General features: G+C 64.4%; 19 protein-coding genes and 1 riboswitch. Of the genes, 10 read left to right on the top strand and 9 right to left on the bottom strand.

Annotated elements, in window-relative coordinates:
• The first annotated feature begins 131 nt into the window (after window positions 1–131).
• On the top strand, window positions 132–1022 hold the full coding sequence (locus AC1Q5A_RS00335) for an LAPAL motif-containing putative phage structural protein (protein WP_492697112.1): 891 nt from the start codon (window positions 132–134) through the stop codon (window positions 1020–1022).
• Window positions 1023–1036: 14 nt separating this feature from the next.
• On the opposite strand, the gene AC1Q5A_RS00340 is transcribed toward AC1Q5A_RS00335, so the two are convergent.
• The 4 genes from AC1Q5A_RS00340 to AC1Q5A_RS00355 all read right to left on the bottom strand — a co-directional run bounded on the left by AC1Q5A_RS00340 (window position 1037) and on the right by AC1Q5A_RS00355 (window position 7425).
• Window positions 1037–2218 (bottom strand): GIY-YIG nuclease family protein, encoded by a 1182-nt coding sequence (locus tag AC1Q5A_RS00340; RefSeq protein ID WP_492697113.1) that lies wholly within the window; start codon window positions 2216–2218, stop codon window positions 1037–1039.
• Window positions 2211–4310: a DEAD/DEAH box helicase gene (locus AC1Q5A_RS00345; RefSeq protein ID WP_492697114.1), complete on the bottom strand. Its 2100-nt coding sequence runs from the start codon at window positions 4308–4310 to the stop codon at window positions 2211–2213. The genes AC1Q5A_RS00340 and AC1Q5A_RS00345 overlap by 8 nt, the downstream gene beginning before the upstream one ends.
• Window positions 4307–7060 carry a class I SAM-dependent DNA methyltransferase gene (locus tag AC1Q5A_RS00350; RefSeq protein WP_492697115.1) on the bottom strand — a complete coding sequence of 918 codons (2754 nt, stop codon included), beginning with the start codon at window positions 7058–7060 and terminating at the stop codon, window positions 4307–4309. The genes AC1Q5A_RS00345 and AC1Q5A_RS00350 overlap by 4 nt, the downstream gene beginning before the upstream one ends.
• Before the next feature lie 65 nt (window positions 7061–7125).
• Complete coding sequence (locus AC1Q5A_RS00355) at window positions 7126–7425, bottom strand: hypothetical protein (RefSeq protein ID WP_492697116.1); 300 nt, start codon at window positions 7423–7425, stop codon at window positions 7126–7128.
• A 36-nt stretch (window positions 7426–7461) separates the two neighbouring features.
• Between AC1Q5A_RS00355 and AC1Q5A_RS00360 the strand changes: the two genes are divergently transcribed.
• Window positions 7462–7857, top strand: a complete 396-nt coding sequence (locus tag AC1Q5A_RS00360; protein WP_492697117.1) for a hypothetical protein — start codon at window positions 7462–7464, stop codon at window positions 7855–7857.
• Window positions 7858–7909: 52 nt separating this feature from the next.
• Window positions 7910–8470: a hypothetical protein gene (locus AC1Q5A_RS00365; protein ID WP_492697118.1), complete on the top strand. Its 561-nt coding sequence runs from the start codon at window positions 7910–7912 to the stop codon at window positions 8468–8470.
• A 9-nt stretch (window positions 8471–8479) separates the two neighbouring features.
• On the opposite strand, the gene AC1Q5A_RS00370 is transcribed toward AC1Q5A_RS00365, so the two are convergent.
• On the bottom strand, window positions 8480–9313 hold the full coding sequence (locus AC1Q5A_RS00370) for a hypothetical protein (RefSeq protein ID WP_492697119.1): 834 nt from the start codon (window positions 9311–9313) through the stop codon (window positions 8480–8482).
• A gap of 647 nt (window positions 9314–9960) precedes the next feature.
• On the opposite strand from AC1Q5A_RS00370, the gene mutS reads away from it, so the two are divergent.
• Both mutS and AC1Q5A_RS00380 read left to right on the top strand, forming a co-directional pair.
• Entirely contained in the window at window positions 9961–12546 is a 2586-nt protein-coding gene (gene mutS / locus AC1Q5A_RS00375; protein ID WP_492697120.1) for a DNA mismatch repair protein MutS, read from the top strand.
• 194 nt (window positions 12547–12740) lie between these two features.
• Window positions 12741–14183, top strand: coding sequence for a catalase (locus tag AC1Q5A_RS00380; protein ID WP_492697122.1), 1443 nt, complete (start codon window positions 12741–12743; stop codon window positions 14181–14183).
• 6 nt (window positions 14184–14189) lie between these two features.
• Here the strand turns inward: AC1Q5A_RS00380 and AC1Q5A_RS00385 are convergent, their stop codons facing one another.
• The 4 genes from AC1Q5A_RS00385 to AC1Q5A_RS00400 form a co-directional block, all read right to left on the bottom strand.
• Window positions 14190–14831: a response regulator gene (locus AC1Q5A_RS00385; RefSeq protein WP_492697124.1), complete on the bottom strand. Its 642-nt coding sequence runs from the start codon at window positions 14829–14831 to the stop codon at window positions 14190–14192.
• Between the two features lie 98 nt (window positions 14832–14929).
• Complete coding sequence (locus AC1Q5A_RS00390; RefSeq protein ID WP_492697126.1) at window positions 14930–15328, bottom strand: RNA-binding S4 domain-containing protein; 399 nt, start codon at window positions 15326–15328, stop codon at window positions 14930–14932.
• Between the two features lie 36 nt (window positions 15329–15364).
• The gene (locus tag AC1Q5A_RS00395) at window positions 15365–15949 is read right to left on the bottom strand and encodes a response regulator (protein WP_492697128.1); all 585 of its coding nucleotides are present in this window, start codon (window positions 15947–15949) and stop codon (window positions 15365–15367) included.
• A gap of 73 nt (window positions 15950–16022) precedes the next feature.
• Window positions 16023–16916 (bottom strand): AEC family transporter, encoded by an 894-nt coding sequence (locus AC1Q5A_RS00400; RefSeq protein ID WP_492698068.1) that lies wholly within the window; start codon window positions 16914–16916, stop codon window positions 16023–16025.
• Between the two features lie 128 nt (window positions 16917–17044).
• Between AC1Q5A_RS00400 and AC1Q5A_RS00405 the strand changes: the two genes are divergently transcribed.
• From AC1Q5A_RS00405 to AC1Q5A_RS00425, 5 genes are all read left to right on the top strand, one after another.
• Entirely contained in the window at window positions 17045–18175 is a 1131-nt protein-coding gene (locus AC1Q5A_RS00405; protein ID WP_492697130.1) for a phosphotransferase enzyme family protein, read from the top strand.
• Between the two features lie 53 nt (window positions 18176–18228).
• A riboswitch (TPP riboswitch) is annotated at window positions 18229–18324 on the top strand.
• A gap of 114 nt (window positions 18325–18438) precedes the next feature.
• Window positions 18439–20571: a TonB-dependent siderophore receptor gene (locus AC1Q5A_RS00410; protein WP_492697132.1), complete on the top strand. Its 2133-nt coding sequence runs from the start codon at window positions 18439–18441 to the stop codon at window positions 20569–20571.
• Window position 20572: 1 nt separating this feature from the next.
• Complete coding sequence (gene pnuC / locus AC1Q5A_RS00415; protein ID WP_492697134.1) at window positions 20573–21142, top strand: nicotinamide riboside transporter PnuC; 570 nt, start codon at window positions 20573–20575, stop codon at window positions 21140–21142.
• Window positions 21143–21241: 99 nt separating this feature from the next.
• Window positions 21242–21865: a DUF4124 domain-containing protein gene (locus AC1Q5A_RS00420; RefSeq protein ID WP_492697136.1), complete on the top strand. Its 624-nt coding sequence runs from the start codon at window positions 21242–21244 to the stop codon at window positions 21863–21865.
• Window positions 21866–22162: 297 nt separating this feature from the next.
• The gene (locus tag AC1Q5A_RS00425; protein WP_492697138.1) at window positions 22163–22756 is read left to right on the top strand and encodes a hypothetical protein; all 594 of its coding nucleotides are present in this window, start codon (window positions 22163–22165) and stop codon (window positions 22754–22756) included.
• The last annotated feature ends 259 nt before the right edge of the window (window positions 22757–23015 follow it).

Consider the following 23015-nt stretch of genomic DNA (forward strand, 5'->3'; position numbering starts at 1 on the left):
ATGCGCCAAACACATCGGGCGCCAATGGCGGCGCGACTCAGTCAGGGACCAAGTTTGGTCGGATCCATTGCGACGTGCTACATAGGCACTAGGGGCGCTTGTCGCGGCGCGTGAGACGGGGACAGGGAAGGATGACTGACGAACTTCAGCGCGAGGAGGAGCGTGGTGTGAGCATCCTGCTGCGCTATCAAGGGCCCGCCGTCGACGACGGCACTATGAACGTCTACGACGCCGCCGCCAACATGGTGGCGTTCTCCAATTTTGTGGTCGCGGCGGCCCACAAGTTGTACGGCGAGGATGTGCAGGTGACCGCTGATATCACAGCGTTCAAGCACGCGTCATTCGGTACCGACCTCATGTTCCAGGTCATGCAGGCCACGGCCGCCACCTTGCCGATGTTGCCCAACCTGATCAGCGTGGCCACAACGGTCAAAGAATCCATCGAGCTGTATCGGTTCCTCAAGGGGGAGGAACCGGCGAAGGTTCAGCACATCAACGATCACTCGATCAATGTGACTAACAACTCGGGAAACATCATCGTTGTAAACACACCATCGTTGCATTTGACGCTGGACAAAAAAGCCGGCGAAGCCGCCGCCCAATTCATCGGCGCGGCCCTATCCAAACCCGGTGTGAATCAGATTGAGATTTCCTCCGATGGCGCACAGCTCGTGCAAGCCACCACGGATGACGCCCTGTTCTACCACCCCATCGGCGATGAGGAGACCCTGACCGAAAGCACCAGCCGCATGGGGCTTGTTATCGAGAGCCTCAGTTTCAAAGACGGCAACAAGTGGAAAATGTGGAATGGCTCCGAGACACTGGGCTACGCGATGGAAGACGAGGATTTCATCGGTCGCGTGAACAATGGGGAAGCGTTCCGTAAGGGCGATATCCTCACCTGCGATGTGCGTGTGACACAGACGAAGTCAGGGACCGCCCTCAAGCTGCAGCGCGTGATTGTGAAGGTGCATGACCATAAGACCGCACTCGACCAGCCCGGTCTCGACCTGGGCACCTAAGTCACGGGCGCCGCTCAACGCACCTCGATGAGGCGCGCTGTCGTTGGGTCGTACACCATGCCGGTGATGCTGCCATCACGGATGCGCGCTACCGCCTCGTCGATCACCGGGAGCGGCACCAGGAACCACTCTCTGGGATGCACCGGTTTGCCGAACCGATCGGGGATCGTCAGATCCAGTTGCGCTGGCGAAAAGATCTTGTGGAAAAGCGCTTCGAGCTTGCTGCGGTTGATGTTGGACAGCTTGTAGGTCGCCACAACCTCCACCTTGGCCAACAAGTACGTAGCGTCGTTCACCGCGTTGGCGATGCGCTCCTCGACCCGGCGGCCGGTGACGCCGATCTTGTGGATCAGATCGCGGTGCTCGGCGACATAGGGGTGATCGGACAAACTGCGCAGCACATAGATTGTGCCGCTGGCGATGTCGCCCTCCTCAGCCTCGTCGCCGAACAGGGGGCCGGCGTTGACCTGGGCCAGGCGGCGTCCGGTCTCGTCCTTGTAGAGCGCTCGCTGCAACGACCGGCGCAGCAAATCGCTTTCCGTGCCGTTGGAGTAGATGACGCGCAAGCGCGCATCGCTTTCGCCGTTCGGCGCCTTGATGGGTGTGCCAACGTGCGCGACGTACGCCATCTGTCCGGCGAGAATGAAGATGTCGCCCATCTCGACACTGGCGTTCTGCTCAAACGGCTGCGTCTTGCGCAGGCCGGCCTTCAGATCACTCTCGGCCTGGTCGAACACCGGCTGGAAGGTTGCAAAATCGGCGCACCGGATCCGGTTGGCGATGTCCTCGGCGGCGCGCCGCTCATCAAACGATCGGACGTGGCGCAATGACGTGATGCTGTCGTCGGATGGGATCATCCCCAGTTCGGCAAGCAGCGCTTCGTCGTCCAGGGTGTCGGTCGCTGATAGGACTGCAGGGGCCGGGCCCGTCAATAACCCATGCGTGTCCAGCGGGGCCAGCAGCGCAAGCGCAGAGGGCATCCCGCGCAACCGATCGAGGCGTACCGCGTACAAGCGCTCGAATATGTCGCGTTCCTCGCCGTGCTGCGGCGGATGCCCATGCGTATCGGTGAACCGCATGATGTCCTCGAACCCTGCAATCAGGCGTTCTTCCAGAGCAGTTCGACCGCCGGTCTTGATGGGTGCGACCTCAACGCCCAACGCACGGAGTAGCTCTTCGTCGTCCATTTCAGACATTGCCGGCTCCGGCATTCTTCTGGGCGACGTATCGGGCCAGCGCGGCCATACCCTCGGCCATGCGCCGCTCCCAGGGCTCCTGCGCGTTGATGTCTGGTGCCCGCCCACGTTCGGTCTTGAACTGCAGCGCCCGCATGGCCAGATCCTTGGCCTCCTCGTAGGGGATAGCCACGCGCTTGGCGGCGATGCTCGCCTGTACCTGGCGCAGGACCTTCTCATCCATCGCTTTGGCCAATACGGCGTACGCCGCATCAAACGGATTGATACGATCGATGAGGTCGATATCCAGGTCACGGACATTCACGAATTTGCGCACGCCGTCGATCAGCGCGGTGGTGCCCTGTTCGCCACCTTCCGTGTCAATCGCCTTGGCCAGCATCTGCTTGGCCTGCTGGGTGACGTTCATCGCCGCGATCGCGTGTTGGCGGACGGCCTCCTGATCCTCGGAGCTGAGCTCCGGATACTTGTCTCGGACGATCTTCCCCATCGCCACCTGGGTCAGCTCTTCGGGCAACGTATTTTCCCGATCGAACAGGCCGCGTTCCACCGCCGTTTTGTCCTGGATAAAGGAGGTCACGACCTCGTTCAGATCCTCGCGGCAGATGCGCGCGGCCTCAGGTGTTTGCGGCATGGCCAGGCCGTGGACTTCGACATGGACCTGACCGGTGGCGGCGTTAACGCCGACATTGGTGCGCCCTTCCTGGTATCCGGCCTCCCCGTAATCGAACCCCTCCTTCTGACCATTGTTCTTCGGGGTAAATTCGAATCGAGGTGCGAGCACCTGCTCCATCAGTAGGCTGGCCGCTATGGCTTTCAGGGTGTCGTTGACTGCATCGACCACAGCGGCCTCATCGGCTGCTGGCTCGGCAATCAGGTTCGTAAACCGCGAGCGTTCTTTGCCGGGGGCATCCCGGGTGGCGCGACCGATGATCTGGACGATTTCAGTGAGGCTGCTGCGGTAGCCGATGGTGAGCGCGTGTTCGCACCAGATCCAGTCGAACCCTTCCTTGGCCATGCCGAGCGCCAAAATGATGTCGACGTGGTCGCGGTTGTTCTTCTGCGCCGGGTCCTTCAGCGCGGAGAGCACCTTCGTGCGCCGCGCCGCGTCCCCATCATCGACCAGATCCGCGACCTTGATGACGCGCCCATCCGGCAGCTCGATTAAGTGAAAGCCGGTGGTCTCGTCGCGCCCCTTCCACGAACCCAGGCGGTCCAAAATTTCTTCAACCTCCTTATGCTTGTCCTTCAGGCTCTCGCGGCTGTTGACGTTAGGGATGTGGACGATGGTTTTCAGGGCGGGATCGAGCACCTTCATGATCGCGTCGAGGTAGCGACCCGTGTAGAAAAAGTAGCCGATGTCCAGCGACTTGAGGTACTGGTAGCCGTTCAACTGCTCGTAGTAGGTGTAGGTTACGGTTTCGAACCGCGCTTCATCCTGGGGCGACAGTACCGCCACCGTGTCGCCACGGAAGTACGATCCCGTCATCGCCACCACGTGGCATTGGTTCCGTCCGATGAGTTCGGTCAACTGGCTGCCCAGCTTGTTGTCCGGGTTGCTACTCACGTGGTGGAACTCGTCTACTGCAATCAAGCGGCCGTCAAAAGCCGCCAGTCCGTACTCTTCGATGGCAAACCGGAACGTGGCATGGGTGCACACCAGGATCGGATCGGCGCTGGCCAGGAACTCCCCCACCGCCTTGATCTTGGAGGTGGCGACCTTGCCGTTGTCCTCGCCGGGCGCGTTGCACAGATTCCATTGCGGTCGCACGATCCAATCGAAATCAAAGCCGTGCTCGGTGAGATTCTCGTCGGCGAAACTGCCCCCGATGGACCGCTCGGGCACCACGATGATGGCCTGCTTCAAGCCCTGGTGGTGAAGCTTGTCCAACGCGATGAACATCAGCGCCCGCGACTTGCCCGATGCCGGAGGGGATTTGATCAGCAGGTACTGCTCACCGCGCTTGGCGTAAGCGCGTTCCTGCATCGGGCGCATGCCCAACGCATTCGTTGTGCTGCTGGCGCCGGTGCGCGCCGTCGTAATCGACACCGACGGAACACTGTGCTGGTTGGTCGGATTGTCCGTGGTGTTCATCGCGTCCTGCTCCCCTTCTTCGGTTTCGCCGCCATCTTCGTGTACAAATCGAACAACTTCTCCAGTCGCTCCGTGTCGTTCTTGAATCGCCGGCCGATGTAGATGCGTTCGAGCACCTCGTCGTTGCGATCGTGCGCTTGACGCAGGTCATCCGGCATGTCGTCCGGGTCATACAGGTCAGCGATGGTGGCGGGGTAATGTGCCTCGCGTGCCAGGAGGATGTCCTCGGCGCAGCGGGTGAGATCGGCCTTGTTCTGTTCGGTCAGTGTGGGCACCGGAAAGGTATTCCAACCGAGTGTGTTGGAGTACGAGAAGCGCATTTCGAGGCGCACGCAGACTGCCCCAATCCACACCCAGTGCAGACGCGAGCCAATGAGAGCCATATTCCAAAGCGGTGCATCGTATAGAGCAAAATTTCGGTCACCAATAACGTAGTCACTTGTCAGATAGTCGACAGGCAAGTACGGCCGGTTCTCGGATGAAACGCGAGGAACAACGATGACTGTCTTCTTCGCAGAACCTGCAATCTGGACAAAACGATGCGGCTGTTTTGCAAACTGACGCGTTGATTCAGCATCAGATTGTTTGCGATTAGCTGCGACCAATTTCAAACGATTTGCGATGAAATCACTTTCCTTAGCTGCATCAACTTCACTGTCCTTAATCCACAAACAATATCTCTGCCTGCCGTTGATCAACTCGTCCGAGCCAACGAATCGCTTGATAAACGGCCGAGCTGCATCCACGATCATCATCTTTGCAGCTAGATCACTATCCAAAAACAAGTTTCCGCCATCGCGCGGCATGTTGCCAAAGAGCATGGTCGATTGTTCACCAATGGGCTCGTTGGCCTTCTGCACATAGGCCATGCTGTCCGGAACCAAATAGGGGCCGATTGCCGTGCATTGCTTGACCAGATCACTTTCGTAGAGAAACTTCGGCGCATTGGACTTTTTGCCAAGACCGATGATGACCACAGTGACGCCGGCGTTGTTGCTCGCCAGGTTGGCCCATTTGAACGATGTATGTGCAAAGCGAATTTCGCAATCACGCTCAAACGCCACAGGCCACACGTCAATGGCTTGTTGCCCCTGACAAATGCTGTTGGTAGCCACGAACGCCCCGACAGCGTTGGGCACCTGATCCACGTAATCCAAGAACCGAGCAAACCAGCCGGTTACTAAGTCCGTTGTCTTGGCAAGCTTCGGATGCTTGATCCAAGCGTTGACCATGTCGGCTTTTTGCTCGTCGGTCTGCCACTTACTACCGCGATACGGGGGATTACCGCAAATGTAGGTTTCACCACCTTCGTTCTCGAAATCAATTTCCGCTTGGTCCAGTGGCGTATTGAACAAATCATCACCCACCAACTTCACGCTTTTGCCAGTTGGTGGGCAGAGTGACAACCAGTCCAGACGCAAGGCGTTGTCGCACGTAATCCAGTTTTGTGAATCCAGCGGCAAGACAGCAGACAGCGCTTCTTGCTGGCCGCGGTGGAGCACATCACACTGGAACTCGGCGATGATGAGTGACAACCGCGCGACCTCGGCGGGAAAGTCGCGCAACTCGATACCTCGGAAGTTGGTCAGTGGTATTTCCGACTTGAGGTTGGCCTCACCGCGCCGACGATTGATCTCGGCCTCGATGGCGCGCATGTGTTTGTACGCGATCACCAAGAAGTTGCCGCTGCCGCACGCCGGATCGAACACGCGGATGCGCGCTATTCGCTTGCGCAAGTTCAGCAGTTTGACCTTATTCGTGTCAGCCACTTCAAGCTGAGCACGCAGATCGTTCAGGAACAGGGGGTTCAGCACTTTCAGGATGTTCGGAACACTGGTGTAGTGCATCCCCAGTGCGCCGCGCTCTTCGTCATCGGCCACCGCTTGGATCATGGAGCCGAATATGTCGGGATTGATCTCCTTCCAATTCAGATCTCCAGCACGCAAGAGGAACGCTCGCGCCGTGCGGGTGAACCGAGGGACGTCGGTGCTTCCTGAAAACAGACCGCCGTTCACGTAGGGGAATGGCACAGCCCATCGTGGCAGATCAGATTTCGGACGATCCTTCCCGGCAATGTTCATGGCGCGGAAGATGGTTTCCAGCACCTCGTGGGTGTTGGATCCATCGCTTTCACTCATCTTCTCCAGCGTTCGGGTGAACAGATCGGCGCCTTGGAAGATGTCTGTGTCTTCGGCAAAGAAACAGAAGACGAGTCGGGACATGAAATGGTTCATGTCGTGCCGACGTGCCTCCTTGGCCCAATCCTTGTTCTCGCGCAGCAACTCGACATAGAGCTTATTCATGCGCCCCGTTGCGCGCACATCGATCGGGTTGTCCTTGATCTCCTTTACGGTGGAGATGCCGGCGAGCGGCAGGAAGAACCCAAAATGGTCCGGGAAGTTCTTAAAGTCGCTGGCGATGTGCTCGCCGCTGGTGAGATCCTCCGCCTCAAGCCACGCGCCATCGGTAGCCAGGATGATCTTGGCCTTGGCTTGGGCCGTCTTGGGGCTGGCCTTGAGGGCGTTGAGGGTAGCAACCACCGCGCCGGGCGCGCACACAGCCAGGTGGATGTTGCTGCGTTGGAGCACGCCACCGGCAACGTCGGAGGCATTGCTGTCGCCCTTGCGCAACCGCTTGAGCGTGGTCTCCTTGTTACCCAGCGCGGCCAGAAAGGCATAGGGAAATTCGATCCCGTCAAATGGCTCCAGCGCCAGGGCCGACAGGGCCTCTTCAATCTCGACCGCGTTCATGTGTTTGTCCAATCCATCGCTCGGATTATGCCGGTTCGCTCTTCCGATCGACATCCCGAGATGCATCAACCACCGCGCGTGCCCTCCTGCACATCGCGAATCTCCTGACTCAACCGCTCCTTCTGCTGGGCTTCGACTTCGGCCAGCTCCGCTGGGCTACGCCGCGTGGCGAGGTGGTCATGCGGTTTCCTTGGTGCCGCGCAGAGACAGCTGATGGTCCCCGACGGGTCGTTGGCCTCGTCCACATCATCAAGACCGCCAGGTCGCCCCACCACACCAGGAACCCTGGCGTCGAAGAATGTGATGCGTCGCGCAGCCTGATCAATAGCGTCATGGGGCGAGGAGACAGGGTCGGATTCGTCCATAGGCTAGAGACATCACCACCACATCGAGAGCCGACCATGAAAAACCCTGACGCCTCATTCCTACCTGCCCCACCACGCGGCACCCGAAGCCCCTCCTCCCTAGCGCCCGAAACCGTCCAGAGTTTTGCCTCCTCCGGTCGCTATATCGACGCCCAGGTCGCCCTCGATGCTCGAGAAAACACTCACCTCGATGCCTTTGAAAGCCTGCCAGACGAGAAGGTGATCAGCACCACGTCGACAGATGGCAACGCGGGTCCAAACAACCCGACGGCAACCGCCAACACACCACCTTTCAGTGTGCTTTTCCTACTTTTTGGTGTGATTGTTGGAGGCGTGGTGGGCTGGTTGACCTTTGGTACGTTCATGGCCATTTGTGCTTCAGCCGTGCTGTTCGCGGCGGGCCTTGTGGCGAGCGTTTCCGACCAGTATTGACAAGACGACCGTTGATCCAATGATAGTCAACTTGTTTCCAAGGCAAGTTGCTATGCTAGTCGACGCCATCAAAACACCCCCACATGTACCAACCTTATCTCCTATTAATGGATTTGATGGTGCCCTTTTTGTGAGCCTGTGTTTTTGGCTCACCACTATATACATTGCGCTTGTTCTGCTTTCTTCATACACGAACGGCAACGGCAACAGCAAACGCCACATGCTTTCATATCTTAAAGACGTTGTAATTATTTTGTATGAAACGTATGGTTTTCAAGCATGCTTTGATGTCCTTTCAAACGAAGAAAAGGTTTTATCTCAGAAAACAATAAACGTGAGCGCAATAACCACTTACGACGTAAATAACCATATCACACATATCTCTTTGCCTAATATCTTTTCCATGCTTGATGAAAAGGTTTTTGGCCTTATTGGATGCGTCGTCGTCCTCTTAGTATTGGGCGTACACGTTCTAGAAGTTTATTGGAGTCGAATAAATGAAATCCGCACGTCCTCCGCAGGGGTTCTTGTTATCAGTAAAGTCCGCGCAGGTTGCGCTGCTATCTGGAATGGATTACGCCACTCGAGGTTAGGTTCTAAACCATCCTCCTGAAGGTCGCCCTCACCCCAACCGATACCCATTCGTCCACGCCACCCACAACCACAGATGGCGCTCCAACGCCTCGATCGTCTTGGTCGTCGTCCACGTCTTCCGGCCCAACCGGGCCAGGTCGTTGCGCATCTTCGCGAACGCGTGATCGATGGCAAAGAGCGGGTTGTACCCAGGTCCCTTGCTGGCTTTGTGCGCGACGTGCTGGACGTTGGGAAGCGCCTTCTTCACCCAGGGGACATACCCCGTTTTCTTGTCCGAGACGAGGGTGGCGTTTGGCTTCAAGACCGGGCCCAGGCGTTTGAGCATGCCGGAGACCATGGTCGGGCGATCATCCTGGGTCCAATCGGTGTCGGCGTAGTTGGAGGGCTTTCGGGCCACGCCGAATGAGAGCACTTCACCGGTTTTGACCCGCACCGCCATCCCCACGCTCACCTGTTGGAAACGCGCGTGGATGAAGGTTTCCAACTCGTCCATGATGACGTACGACGTGCGCAGCGTCGCGAGGTGTTTCTGGTGGTGGAGTTGCGCCTGCCGAGCGAGGTGCCGAATCTTCCGCTCAATAGTGCGCGGGCTGCATTTTAGAAGGAGCGCCATGCGCCGCATCGTCATGCCGGACACCGCCAGGGCGAAGATTTGCTTGTTGAGGTCGGGGCGCTTCTGATTGCGGATGGGCTTGAACTGCGTGGCGCTGAAATACGTGCCGCACGTTTTACATTGATAGCGCGGGACGGGTTGGTGGTTGTGCTTGGGGCGCCGGTAGCCTTTCTTCCGATAGGAGTTCGGCAGCGGATCGTGGTGGGCCGCGCATGCCGTGTTCGGACACTGAGGGCGTGGGTTCTTCACGCCGCCAATCTACGCCGATTTATCCCCTACTTGGATATCGCATGGGGCTGGAGGCTGTTTATGCCGGGGTGGGGGTGGAATTGGTCGGGCCGGTGGTGCCGTATTGTGAGGCAGGTAGGTCCCGTCAGCACTGTCAGCGGTCTCGGAGGCCTTCGCCACGAATAAGGCTTGGATCACGAGCCGTTCAAACTCGGCTTCTCGCCAGAGCACCGCCGACCCCAGCAACTGGACGCGCCGCACCACACAGCGCACCACATCCTGATGGGCAGCGATCACTTGCACTGACCTCAAGGCCACCAGGTCGACCGAGATCCGATGTGCACGGATCCAACCGCGCGGATCATCCCTTGTTGCTCAACTTTTCCATGGTTCAATGTCCCCAGATTGGGCGCCGACTCCGGAAATTCGGCTGATTTAAGGTATCTCGTTGATTTTTCACGAAGAAGAACTTGGACGTCTAGTAGGTTTTGAATCGAGGACTTGGTCGGTATTTGGACGTCATTTCGGACCCCCTCAGGCCTCTGGCACGCTATTAGCGTATAAATCCGCCCAAACAGTACAAAAATACCAAGAGTCAAAACCTTGAAATGATTGACAAAAATGATAAAGAGGCGCATGCTAGTTGGTTTGCAGCGCATTCCCCTTCCATGCGCCAGTACCTGTCGGCCAAGGCGGAGCACCCGGACGTGCTGCTGTTCTTCCGCATGGGCGATTTCTACGAGCTGTTCTACGACGACGCGCGCAAGGCGGCGCGGCTGCTCGACATCACCCTGACCCAGCGCGGGCAGTCCGGCGGCGCGCCGATTCCGATGGCCGGCGTGCCGTACCACGCGGCGGAGAACTACCTGGCGCGGCTGGTGCGCCTCGGCGAATCGGTGGCGATCTGCGAGCAGATGGGCGACCCGGCGCTGGCCAAGGGCATCGTCGAGCGCAAGGTGGTGCGCGTGGTCACGCCCGGCACGGTGACCGACGCCGCACTGCTGGAGGAACGCCGCGACAACCTGCTGCTGGCGATCGCCGCCGGTGCGCACGGCGCCTGCGGGCTGGCCTGGGTGGACCTCACCTCCGGCCGCTTCCTGCTCAGCGAAGTGCCGAACGCCGAGGCACTGGCCGCCGAGCTGGCGCGGCTGCAACCGGCCGAGACCCTGGTCGGCGAAGACGTGGCCTGGCCGAAACTGGTCAGCGCCCTGCCCGGCCTGCGCAAACGCCCGCCATGGCATTTCGACGGCGACGCGGCGACACGCGAACTGAACCGCTTCTTCGGCACCCGCGACCTCGGCGGTTTCGGCGTGGACAGGCTGCCACTGGCGGTGGCCGCCGCCGGCTGCCTGCTCGGCTACGTGGAGGAAACCCAGAAGAGTGCGCTGCCGCATCTCACCGGCATGGCGGTGGAAAGCGCCAGCGAAACGATCGCGCTGGACGCCGCCACCCGCCGCAACCTGGAACTGGACACGCATCCCAGCGGCCGCACCGAACACACCCTGCTCGACGTGCTCGACGAAACGGTGACGCCGATGGGCGCGCGCCTGCTGCGCCGCTGGCTGACCCGCCCGCTGCGCTCGCGCGACGTGCTGCGCCAGCGCCATCAGGCGATCGGTACGCTGATCGACAACCGCCGCTGCGAGCCGTTGCGCGAAACCTTGCGCGGCATCGGCGACCTTGAGCGCATCCTCGCCCGCGTCGCGCTGCGTTCGGCGCGGCCGCGCGACCTTTCGACGCTGCGCGACGGCCTCATCATCGCCAGTGCGCTCTTCCATGAGCGCGAAGATCAAAAAGCGGCCATCCATGGCCGCACTCTTCAGGAAAGCCCGCTTCTTGCAACCCTGCTCGACCGCATCGGCGACCATGCGGACACGGCCGATCTGCTCGCCCGCGCCGTCGTGGAACAGCCGCCGGTGCTACAGCGCGATGGCGGCGTGATCGCCGACGGCTACGACGCGGAACTCGACGAACTGCGCCGCCTGTCCACCCACGCAGACCAGTACCTGGTCGAACTGGAGGAGCGCGAGAAGGCCGCCAGCGGCATCCCCACGCTGAAGGTCGGCTACAACCGCGTGCACGGCTACTACATCGAGATCACCCGGGCGCAGTCGGACAAGGCGCCCACCCACTACACGCGCCGGCAGACCACGAAGAACGCCGAGCGCTACATCACCGAAGAACTGAAGGCGTTCGAGGACAAGGTACTGTCGGCGAAGGAGCGCTCGCTGATGCGCGAACGCGCGCTGTACGAAGCGCTGCTCGACACGCTCACCGAACGGCTCGAACCGCTGAAAGCCGCCGCCGCGGCGATGGCCGAGCTGGACGTGCTGGGCACGCTGGCCGAACGCGCCGAGGCGCTGGACTGGAGCGCGCCGGAACTCTCCGACGAGCCCGGCATCCGCATCGAGCGCGGCCGCCATCCGGTGGTGGAGAAGGTGCGCGACGAGCCGTTCGAGCCGAACGACCTGATTCTCGACGATCGTCGCCGCATGCTGGTGATCACCGGCCCGAACATGGGCGGCAAGAGCACCTATATGCGGCAGAACGCGCTGATCGTGCTGCTCGCCCACATCGGCAGCTACGTGCCGGCGAGCAGCGCGACGATCGGCCCGATCGACCGCATCTTCACCCGCATCGGCGCCGGCGACGACCTCTCGCGCGGCCAGTCCACCTTCATGGTGGAGATGAGCGAGACGGCGAACATCCTGCACAACGCCAGCGCCGACAGCCTGGTGCTGATGGACGAGGTCGGCCGCGGCACCAGCACCTACGACGGCCTCGCGCTGGCGCGCGCCGCCGCTGTGCACCTGGCGCGCCACAGCCGCGCCTACACGCTGTTCGCCACCCACTACTTCGAGCTGACCGAACTGGCCGGCGAATTCGCGTCGATCGCCAACGTGCATCTGGACGCCGTGGAGTTCCACGACCAGAAGCGGGGCGAGCAACTGGTGTTCATGCACGCGGTGAAGGAAGGCCCGGCCAACCGCAGCTTCGGCCTGCAGGTGGCCGCGCTGGCCGGCCTGCCGAAGTCGGTGATCGCCGATGCAAAGCGCACCCTGGCCGAACTCGAGCGCGGCATGCACCAGCACGCCAGCGCACCACCGCCGGCCGGCGAACCTTCGCCGCAACTGGGCCTGTTCGCCCCGGCGCAGCGTTCCGCGGCCGAGCGCATGCTGGAAGATATCGACCCGGATGCGCTGACCCCGCGCGAAGCGCTGGAACTGCTTTATCGCCTGAAACGACCGGACTGACCAGGCCGGCGGCGATGCCGCCGGCCGCCACCACCTTGCGCTCACGCCTCGTCGGCGACGCTGTCATGTCGGGCATGGTGGCGACCGCTCATCCATAGCCATGGACTATCGCCCACATCGGAACATTCGAATTCCATTGATCGTCATGCCTGCGTAGATTGGCCCAACACCCAAGTCCCCCACAGGAGCCCGCCATGAGCCAGAACAGCAAGACGCTGACCACCGACGCCGGCGCCCCAGTGTCCGACAACCAGAACAGCCTCACCGCCGGCCCGCGCGGCCCGCTGCTGGTGCAGGACGTGGCGCTGTTCGAGAAGCACGCGCACTTCAACCGCGAGCGCATCCCCGAGCGCGTGGTGCATGCCAAGGCCTCCGCCGCGTTCGGCACATTGACGATCACCCACGACATCACCAAGTACACCCGCGCCAAGGTCTTCAAGCCCGGAACACAGACGCCGATGCTGGCACGCTTCTCCACCGTGGCCGGCGAACGCGGTGCAGCCGACGCCGAGCGCGACGTGCGCGGCTTCGCGCTGAAGTTCTACACGGAGGAAGGCAACTGGGACCTGGTCGGCAACAACACGCCGGTGTTCTTCATCCGCGACCCGTACAAGTTCCCCGACTTCATCCACACGCAGAAGCGCGACCCGCGCACGAACATGCGCAGCCCCACCGCGATGTGGGACTACTGGTCGCTGTCGCCCGAATCGCTGCACCAGGTCACCACCCTGATGAGCGACCGCGGCATCCCCGCCACGCTGCGCCACATGCATGGTTTCGGCAGCCACACCTACAGTTTCTGGAACGAGGCCGGCGAGCGCTGTTGGGTGAAGTTCCACTTCAAGACGCAACAGGGCATCAGGAACCTCACCAACGCGGAAGCCGCGAAGCTGATCGGCGAGGACCGCGAATCGCACCAGCGCGACCTGTACGAGTCGATCGAGCGCAGGGATTTCCCGAAGTGGACGCTGTACGTGCAGATCATGCCCGAGGCCGATGCCGGCAAGAGCTGGTACAACCCGTTCGACCTGACCAAGGTATGGCCGCACAAGGACTACCCGCTGATCGAGGTCGGCGTGATGGAACTCAACCGCAACCCCGACAACTATTTCGCCCAGGTCGAGCAGTCCAGCTTCTCGCCCGCGAACGTGGTGCCCGGCATCGGCTTCTCGCCGGACAAGGTGCTGCAGTTCCGCCTGTTCTCCTACGCCGACGCGGCGCGCTACCGGCTCGGCGCGAACCACGACCAGTTGCCGGTGAACCGGCCGCGCTGCCCCGTGCACAACTACGCGCGCGACGGGTCGATGCGCTACGGCGACAACGGCGGCGGCAGCGTGAACTACGAGCCGAACTCGTTCGACGGCCCGTTCGAGGATCCCTCGGTGAAGGAGCCGCCACTGAAAATTTCCGGCGACGCCGACCGCTACGATCATCGCATCGGCAACGACGATTACCGGCAACCCGGCGACCTGTTCCGGCTGATGGGCGAGCAGCAGCAACAGCAGCTGTTCGACAACATCGCCGCGGCAATGCAGGGCGTACCGGAGGACATCGTGCGCCGCCAGCTCGGCCACTTCGCCAAGGCCGACCCGGCGTACGCGGCGGGCGTGGCGAAGGCGCTGGGGCTGACGAACTGAGAGCCGTCAGCCGATGCCGTGAACCACCTGCAGCGGGGCCGCGTCGGCCAGGTGCGGGGTGGCGTCCGCGTCGGGCATCGCGATATCGGGGATGTCGGCCAGCTCATCGGCCGACAGTTCCGTGGCCAGCGCCGGCAGTGCTTCGACGGGTGCCGGTGCCGACGGCAGACGGCCGCCCAGACGGCCGGACTGCACCAGCTGGCCAATACGCATGTATACCTCGTTGCGGTCGAACGGCTTGCGCATGAAATCGTCGGCGCCGAAGCGCTGCACGTAGAATTGCTCGGTTGCCTGCGGGTTGCCGCTGATCATCACGATCGGGATGTGCCGGGTCCGCGGGTCGTGGCGCAGCGCGCGCAGCACGGCGAAGCCGTTCATGCCCGGCATCACGATGTCGAGGAAGATCAGCGCCGGCTGCTCGCTGCAGGCCAGCCCGATCGCATCCAGGCCACTGGTGGCATTGAGCACGGCGTAACCGTCCTGGCGCAGCATCTTGCCGAGCACGGCGCAGATCGTGGGCGAATCATCGACCACCAGCATGCGTGCACCCAGCGCGGCCCGCGGCGCCTCGCTCTCCTCCGCGGCCGCATGGCTGCCGAGCAGGCGCCTGAAGAAGCCGATGCCATTGATCAGTGCGTGTCCGTCCATGCAAGCCTCCCGCGCCGGTGGGATGGCGCGACAGCGCCAACCCCGTGGATTTGCGCGGATATTCCCGCAGATCCGCCCCGTGTTCTGCGATGCACTGCTCAGCGCGTATCCTTCAGCCGTCGCAATTCGCGCCGTGCCTGCTTGTCCGGGCGCTTCACCGGGCCGTTCGCGCCGACCAGCCGCTGCTGCTCGCGGGCCGCCTCGCGCGCCACGCAGCTTGCCTCGGTCTCGCGATACAGCGCCTGCGCCGCGCTGGCGGGGCCGCGCCGGTCAGACAGCGCCAGCACCTCGACCTCCAGCCGTTCCTCGCCGCGGCCGATCTTCAACCGGTCGCCCGCATGCAGGGTCTTGGCCGGCTTGCAGCCGACGCCATTGACGTCGATGCGGCCGCCGTCGATCGCCTGCTTGGCGAGGCTGCGCGTCTTGAAGAAACGGGCGGCCCACAGCCACACGTCGGCGCGCGTGTCGGTGGTTGCCGGCTCTGGTGGTTTGCTCATGGCGCGGATTATCGCGCCATCGCGACGGCGCGCGACTCAGTCGCTTGCAGCCGGCGGCACGGCCATGTCGTGCGGATCAGGCATCGCGATGTCCGGGATCGCGGCGTGCTCGGCCTCGCTGGGCGCCGGTTCCGTCGGCACCGTCTCCAGCACACGCTGGCGCACCACCAGGCGACCGCTGCGGGTGAGATGCTCGATGCGGGCAAACACCTCGCTGCGGCCGAACGGCTTCTTCATGAAATCGTCGGCGCCGAAGCGCTGCACGTAGAACTGCTCGGTCGCCTGCAGGTTGCCGCTGATCATCACGATCGGGATGTCGCGGGTCAGCGGATCGTGGCGCAGCGCGCGCAACACGGCGAAGCCGCTCATGCCCGGCATCACGATGTCGAGGAAGATCAGGTCGGGGCGATCCCTGCGCGCGATCTCCAGCGCGCTCTCGCCGTCGGCGGCCTTCAGCACGGCATGGCCGTTCTGCGCCAGCATCTTGCCGATCACCGCGCGGATGGTGGGCGAGTCGTCCACCACCAGGACGCAGGCTTCCCTCGGCTCGCCGCTGCGCGGTACCGCGCGGCGCTCGCCATGATCGCCGAACATGCGCTTGATCAGATCGAAACCTGCCATGACATGAGCCCCCCCTGCCCATGGATTCCGGCCGCTAGTCTCGACGCAGCGCGGGCCGCGCGCAAGCCGTGCGCTACGCCCCGAGCAGCAGGTTGCCCAGCGGCACGGTGAGCAGCGACAGCACGATGCCGGCGCCCAGCACGGTGTTCGCCAGGGCCGGCTCCAGCTCGTACTCGTCCGCCAGGATCGCCGCCGACACCATCGGCGCCATCGCCGCCTGCAGCACGCCCACGGTGAGCACCAGCCCGCCCACGCCGGCCGCCTTGCCCATCGCCCAGCATGCCAGCGGCGCCAGCAGCAGCTTCCAGCCCAGGCCCCAGCCCGCCGCGCCGAGCTGGCGCTGGCCCGGATGGAATTTGAACTGCAGGCCCACCGAGAACAGTGCCAGCGGCGTCAGCGTGGCGCCGATCGGCGCGAACACGCCCTCCAGCACGACCGGCCAGCCGCCGCACAGGCCCGCGACAATGCCCGCGACCAGCGCGACGAAGGCAGGAAACGTGACGATGCGGCGCACGATCGGGCCAAGCTTGGGCGTGCGCCCGGAATAGAGCGAGGCCACCACGATGCCGGCCGAGGCCAGCACCGGGAACGCACCGATCTGGTCGGCCACCACCGCCAGCGCCAGGCCCGCCTTGCCGCGCAGCGCCTGTACCATCGGATAGCCCATGTACGCCGTGTTGCCCAGACCGCAGACCAGGATCAGCGCGCCGGTGCGCTGGCGCGACCAGCCCAGCCGCGGCCCGAGCAGGCCGAACAGCAGCCAGGCACCGCCGAAAGTGAGCCACATCGCCGCCACCGGAAACCACAGCTGCGGGTCGAACTTCACCTTCGGGATCAGCTCCAGCACCAGCGCCGGCAACGCCACGTTCAGCACCCACCAGTTGATCCCCGGCACGATCCCGGCCGGCGGCTTCGCGAAGCGTGCCACCAGGGTGCCGAGGATCAGGCAGACGAACAGCAGCAGCATCGCGCTCATGGGCGGCCATCGCGGGGAAGTCGCCCATTAAACGCGATGCTGCACCCGCACGGAAGCCGGCATCGCGGGCTTATCGGCGATAATCCTGCGTCCGTCGCCCGCGCAAGCCCACCGCCGCCATGAACGACCACCTCCATCTCGCGCACGGACTGGCCGGCGACAGCACGCCGCCGGACTGGCCGCCGCTGACCATGGATGAAGTCGCGGCGCTGTTGCGCGGCTACCCGGCACCGGGCACGCCGATCCGCATCGACTGGCACAGCCCGCGGCCGCTGTCGGCCGCCTGCCTGGTCACCACCGATCGCGGCACGTGGTTCGTCAAGCGCCACCATCGCGACGTGCGATCGGTGGCCACGCTCGAGGAGGAGCATCGCTTCATCGCGCACCTGCGCGCGCACGGCATGCCGATTCCGGCCGTGCTGACCGATGCGCACGGGCGCACCGCGGTGGCGATCGACGACTGGACCTACGAGGTGCATGGGCACGCCCGCGGCATCGACCTGTACCGCGAGACGATCTCGTGGGAGCCGCTGACGAACCGCACGCACGCGCTCACCGCCGGCCGCATGCTGGCCGCCCTGCACCAGGCGGCCGCGGGCTACCGTGCGCCGCAGCGCGGCACCCACCTGCTGGTCGCGCGCAGCGAGCTGATCCGCGCCGTCGACCCGGTCGCCGCGCTGCGCGCGCAACTGGCGCAACGCCCCGGTCTGGCCGACTACCTGCACGGCCGCGACTGGCCGATGGACCTCGCCGCACTGCTCACGCCCTGGCATGCCACCGTGCAGCCGCAACTGGCGCAACAGCCCCCGCTGTGGACGCACGGCGACTGGCACGTCTCCAACCTGTGCTGGAGCGACGACGGCGCCGACGCCCGGATCGGCGCCGTGCTCGACTTCGGCCTCGCCGCCGCCAACTTCGCGCTGTTCGACCTCGCCACCGCGATCGAGCGCAACGCGATCGCCTGGCTGGCGCTCGACGCCGACGCTGCCCGCCCCGACATTGCCCGCGCGCTGATCGACGGCTATCGCCAGCTGCATCCGCTGACTGCCGCCGATCGCCATCTGCTGGCCGACCTGCTGCCGCTGGTGCATGTGGATTTCGCGTTGTCCGAAGTCGAGTACTACCACGCCGTCACCCGCTCGCCGGCGAACGCCGACGTCGCCTACGACACCTTCCTGCGCGGCCATCCGGCATGGTTCCGCACGCCGCCGGGACAGGCCCTGCTGCAGGCAATCCGCGACCACGCCTGAGCAGGAGGGAGCCCGCGTCGCGGCGGCGTTTGTCCAATCGTGGTTAAATGACGTTCTTGAAGCGGGGGTGCCCGGCATGGCCGGGCTGAGAGAGTCCCTTGGAACCTGATCCGGTTCGTACCGGCGTAGGGAGCTTGCAGATCCGGCGCGCCCATGCGGCGTCCGGGTCGCCGTCGCTTCGTCCGCAGCACCTGAAGACGACGATGGCCTCACTCCGCACTCACTCCGCCCGCTCTTCCCTGATCCTCGCCCTGCTCGCCGTCATGGCTTCTGCCCATGCCGACGACGACACCACCAGGCCGCAGGCCACGCCGCTGGCGCCCGTCCACGTCGAGGCCGACAGCGCGCACGGCTACCACGCCGACAACTCGCAGCTGGACACCTTCGGCAGCTTCGGCAATGCACCGCTGCTGGACACTCCGGCGGCGGTCAGTGTGATCACCCGCGACCAGATCGACGACCGCCAGCCGCGCACGCTGAGCGAACTGGCGCGCGCCGACGCCGCGCTGGGCGACAACTACGCGCCGGTCGGCTACTACCAGGACATCGCCATCCGCGGCTTCGCGCTGGACCTGGCCACCGGCTACCGGCTCAACGAGATGAGCCTGACCGGCGAACAGCCGATCGCGCTGGAAGACAAGCAGCGGGTGGAAATCCTCAAGGGCCTGGGCGGCCTCGAAGCCGGCGTGCTGGCGCCGGGCGGGCTGGTCAACTACGTCAGCAAGCGCCCGGCCGAGGTGCGCAGCGCCACCGTCGGCACCGACTCGCACGGCTCGCGCTACCTCGCCGCGGACCTCGGCGGCTGGCTCTCCCCGACGTTCGGCGTGCGGGTGAACGCGGCGCACGAGGGCATCCACTCCTGGGTCGACCACGCCGACGGTCGGCGCAACTTCGTGTCGCTGGCCGCCGACTGGAAGATCAGCGCCGACGCCACCCTGCAGCTGGACAGCGACTACCAGGCCAGCTCGCAGCGCTCCGTCTCCGGCTACCAGCTGCTCGGCGGCCGCAGCCTGCCCGCCCATCCCAGCCGCACCCGCATGCTCGGCTTCCAGCCGTGGCAGCAACCGGTCGACGTCGACGCGAGCAACAGCACGCTGCGCTTCGACTACCGCCTCGGCAACGACTGGCACGTACAGCTCTCGGCCGGCCACAGCCGCGCCCTGATCGACGACAACGTGGCGTTCGCCTACGGCTGCTTCTACTCGCCCGATTGCGCCAGCGGCGCCACCCCCGGCTGGTTCTTCGCGCCGAACGGCGACTACGACATCTACGACTACCGCAGTCCCGACGAGGCGCGCACCAACGACGAGGCGCGCGCGGTGCTGAAGGGTTCGTTCGACACCGGCACCATCGGCCACGAAGTCAGCCTCGGCGCCAGCGCATTCCGCCGCACCATCGACCTGCGCCCCTACGTCTACGACTACGTGGGCACCGGCAACATCGACCAGATCGACCCGCCGTACTTCGCGCCGTCGCCGAACCAGCCGGGCGCCGAGGCACGACGCCTCACCAGCTGGCAGCACTCGATCTTCGCGCTCGACCGCATCCACCTCGGCGCCCACTGGCAGCTGTTGGCCGGCGGCCGCTACGTGCGTCTGCACGAGCGCGCCTACGACGATGCCGGCGCGCCGCAGCGCGACACCCGCCTCGCCAAGGCGCTGCCGCAGGCCGCCGTGCTGTGGCAGCCGACCGGCCGGCTGACCGCCTATGCCAGCTACAGCGAGAGCCTGTCGCTGGGCAGCCAGGCGCCGTACTGGACCTCCAACGGCGGCACCACGCTGGCCCCGCTGCTGGCGCGCCAGACCGAAGCGGGCGTGAAGTACGCCTGGAGCGACGCGCTCGGCCTGTCGGCCGCGCTGTACCGCATCCGCCAGCCTCACCAGTTCGCGCAGCCGGATGGCACTGCCGCGGGCTTCACCTTCGTCCAGCAGGGCAGCGAGGCGCATACCGGGCTGGAACTCAACGCCGCCGGCCAGGTGAGCGACGCATTGCGCCTCACCGCCAGCGTCAACCTGATCCAGGCGCGCGCCCGGTGTACCGGCACGGCAGCCTACGAGGGTCACCAGGTGGTCAACGTGCCGCGCCTGCGCACGGCCGTCTACCTGGATTACCGCCTGCCGTTCGCGGCCGACATCGGCCTGCTCGGCGGCTGGCGCTACGCCAGCCCGAACGTCGCCACGCCGGACGGCATGACGCGCGTGCCGGCGTACCACGTATTCGATGCCGGCCTGCGCTACACCACCCGGTGGAACGGCCACGCGCTGATCGTGCGGCTGAATGTCGACAACGTGTTCAATCGTTTCTACTGGCGCGACACCGGCAGTTCCGGCGGCGACAGCTACCTGTTCCCGGGCGCGCCGCGGCTGGCGCGGCTTTCCGCGACCTTCGCGTTCTGACATGGGCTGGATCGAACTCGTCGCCGCGCTGCTGAGCGCCTGGGGCGTCTGGCTCACCGCACGCCGGCAGCCGTGGTGCTGGCCGGTGGGGCTGGCGTCGGTGCTGGTCTACGCCTGGGTGTTCGTCGATGCGAAGCTGTATTCCGACGCGCTGCTGCAGCTGGCGTTCGCGGTATTGATCGGCTACGGCTGGGTGCGCTGGCTGCAGCACCTGGGCGACGACGGCCGCGTGCGGGTGGCCGCGCTGCCGCGCCGACAGGCGGTGGCGCACGTCGCGCTGGGCGTGTTCGGCGCGCTGGCGCTGGGCGCGTTCATGCACTACCGCACCAATGCCGCCCTGCCCTGGCTGGACGCCGCGCTCACCGCCTTCAGCCTGGTCGCGCAATGGTGGCAGGCACGCCGGCACATCGCCGCCTGGTGGCTGTGGATCGTGGTGGACGCGATCTACATCGGCGAATATGTCTACAAGTCGCTGCTGATCACCGCGGTGCTGTACGCCGGCTTCATCGTGCTGGCGGTGATCGGACTGCGCGCGTGGCGGCGCGCCGGCAAGGCACCCGCCTCCACCTGAAGCCGGCACGGAAGCCGGGGCCCGGCATGTTCAGCGAATCGTAACGCCGCTGCGACGACACTACGGCTGCCGCAACGTCAATGCTGGATGGACGCCAGGATGAGAATCCCGCCGGGTGGAATACCGCTCCTGTATGCCGCCGTCCTGCTGCTGGCCGCGGCGGGGCCGGTCGGCGCGCAGAACATCTACAAATGCACCCAGGGCGGCCAGATCACCTATACCGACCACCCCTGCCCGAACGGCAGCGGCGAGCTGCTGCACCAGGCGGACGACACCGAAGTCATCGACCGCTACCTGCGCCTGGGCCAGGGCGAGCTGGCGAAGCGCTATGCGGATTCACGCCATCTCGAAGCGCTCTACCAGCAGCGCCTCGACGCACGCCAGCAGGCGATGGACGAAAAGGCCCAGCGTGACGCCGACGAGGCCTACGCGGCACAGCAGCGCGCCGAGGAAGCCCGGCAGCAGGCGCTGGCCGACCAGGCGGCCGAGCGCGACCGGCTGCATGCCGAGAACGAGGCCTTGCGCCAGCAGAACGCGAACTACCAGAACCAGCTGAGCCAGCCGGTCTACAACGCCCCGCCGGTCTACTGGGGTCCCCCGCCGTACCGGGATCGCCATCGCGACCGGGATCGCGACGACGATCACGACCATCGCCCGCCGTCATCGGACGAACCCATCTTCCATCCATGCAAGCAGCTGGCCGGCGGCCGCACGCAGTGCTGAAGCTCTCGCCGGCCACGTAGCCTGGCCGACGCGTCAGATGCATAGGCCGAGGCGGCGCACGCCTTCGCGGATCTCGTGCATGTTCGCGCCTCCGTAGCCGAGGATCAGGCCGCCCCGAAGGCGCCCGGCGGCTCCATGTGATCGGCCGAGCGCGGCACGCGAGGCGGGCTTCGAGTGCCTGGTTTTGACGTTCCGGCAACGGCGCGTTCGCGGGCCGCCCTGATTCCATTTGACTGCGCGGCGTCGCGGGAGGAGAGTCGGGAGTGCCGCAGAAGCGGGCACCGTGCAGGGCCCGCGATGAGCACCTGGCAGTGCCAAGGAGGCCTTGTGAAACGGTTTCAGGTACTGATGCTTTCCGGGATATTGTCGGCCGCCACCGGCGGCGCGATGGCCGATTCGGGCTCGCTCAACGAATTCAGGCCCAGGGTCCTGCCGGTGCTGGTGCAGGTGAACGCGCAGGGCAAGGTCACCGACGTCTCGCCGGCGATGGAGCTTTCGCCGCGGCTCAACCGGCTGCTGCGCCGGAATCTGGACGAACTGATCAGCAAGCCGGCCACCGAACACGGCCGCCCCGTGGCCAGCCAGTTCATCGCCAACCTGGCCCTGCGGGTAACGCCTCGCCAGGAGGGCAACTACGACGCCCAGTTCGCCTACGTGTCCAGTTCCCCGGTACCTTCCGGCTCCTGGTACTGGGTGCACATCGACGGCCACCGGCTGGCGCTCGCCAGCCGGAATGTCGACAACCGCGGGACGCGGCTCCGCTTCGACAACGATCGCGACATGAACCGGAACTGGAACAACCAGGGCTACCGGGCCGTACCCATGCCGACCATCCAGAACACGGCCCGCAGCAGCATTGCGCCCGCGTGCGCTCCTGCACCCGGCCACTGAAACGGCGCGAAACGACCCGTCGCCAGCGACAGGCCGCTTGTTTGGACAGGGCCACCAAGGTTCGACTTGTGCATGGTCACGCTCGGTGCCGGTATGGCGACATGGATCAGTGCGTCGTACTCACGCAGGCGGCGCCCGCCGATCATGCCAACCTGATACAGGCCTGCGACAATATCGTGGACTTGGGAGGGAGTGTGTGGCTACGGATTTCGTTGGTCGTGACTTGCCCGGCACAGGCACAGGCACAGGCTCTGGACCG

This window comes from Rhodanobacter sp. GW835-FHT13D09, from assembly GCF_058793995.1.

Excerpts from the sequence above, each read along its gene's own strand:
- AC1Q5A_RS00335 (WP_492697112.1), top strand. The coding sequence starts at position 132 with ATGACTGACGAACTTCAGCGCGAGGAGGAGCGTGGTGTGAGCATCCTG.
- AC1Q5A_RS00340 (WP_492697113.1), bottom strand. The coding sequence starts at position 2,218 with ATGTCTGAAATGGACGACGAAGAGCTACTCCGTGCGTTGGGCGTTGAG.
- AC1Q5A_RS00345 (WP_492697114.1), bottom strand. The coding sequence starts at position 4,310 with ATGAACACCACGGACAATCCGACCAACCAGCACAGTGTTCCGTCGGTG.
- AC1Q5A_RS00350 (WP_492697115.1), bottom strand. The coding sequence starts at position 7,060 with ATGAACGCGGTCGAGATTGAAGAGGCCCTGTCGGCCCTGGCGCTGGAG.
- AC1Q5A_RS00355 (WP_492697116.1), bottom strand. The coding sequence starts at position 7,425 with ATGGACGAATCCGACCCTGTCTCCTCGCCCCATGACGCTATTGATCAG.
- AC1Q5A_RS00360 (WP_492697117.1), top strand. The coding sequence starts at position 7,462 with ATGAAAAACCCTGACGCCTCATTCCTACCTGCCCCACCACGCGGCACC.
- AC1Q5A_RS00365 (WP_492697118.1), top strand. The coding sequence starts at position 7,910 with ATGCTAGTCGACGCCATCAAAACACCCCCACATGTACCAACCTTATCT.
- mutS (WP_492697120.1), top strand. The coding sequence starts at position 9,961 with ATGCGCCAGTACCTGTCGGCCAAGGCGGAGCACCCGGACGTGCTGCTG.
- AC1Q5A_RS00380 (WP_492697122.1), top strand. The coding sequence starts at position 12,741 with ATGAGCCAGAACAGCAAGACGCTGACCACCGACGCCGGCGCCCCAGTG.
- AC1Q5A_RS00385 (WP_492697124.1), bottom strand. The coding sequence starts at position 14,831 with ATGGACGGACACGCACTGATCAATGGCATCGGCTTCTTCAGGCGCCTG.
- AC1Q5A_RS00390 (WP_492697126.1), bottom strand. The coding sequence starts at position 15,328 with ATGAGCAAACCACCAGAGCCGGCAACCACCGACACGCGCGCCGACGTG.
- AC1Q5A_RS00395 (WP_492697128.1), bottom strand. The coding sequence starts at position 15,949 with ATGGCAGGTTTCGATCTGATCAAGCGCATGTTCGGCGATCATGGCGAG.
- AC1Q5A_RS00400 (WP_492698068.1), bottom strand. The coding sequence starts at position 16,916 with ATGCTGCTGCTGTTCGTCTGCCTGATCCTCGGCACCCTGGTGGCACGC.
- AC1Q5A_RS00405 (WP_492697130.1), top strand. The coding sequence starts at position 17,045 with ATGAACGACCACCTCCATCTCGCGCACGGACTGGCCGGCGACAGCACG.
- AC1Q5A_RS00410 (WP_492697132.1), top strand. The coding sequence starts at position 18,439 with ATGGCTTCTGCCCATGCCGACGACGACACCACCAGGCCGCAGGCCACG.
- pnuC (WP_492697134.1), top strand. The coding sequence starts at position 20,573 with ATGGGCTGGATCGAACTCGTCGCCGCGCTGCTGAGCGCCTGGGGCGTC.
- AC1Q5A_RS00420 (WP_492697136.1), top strand. The coding sequence starts at position 21,242 with ATGAGAATCCCGCCGGGTGGAATACCGCTCCTGTATGCCGCCGTCCTG.
- AC1Q5A_RS00425 (WP_492697138.1), top strand. The coding sequence starts at position 22,163 with ATGAGCACCTGGCAGTGCCAAGGAGGCCTTGTGAAACGGTTTCAGGTA.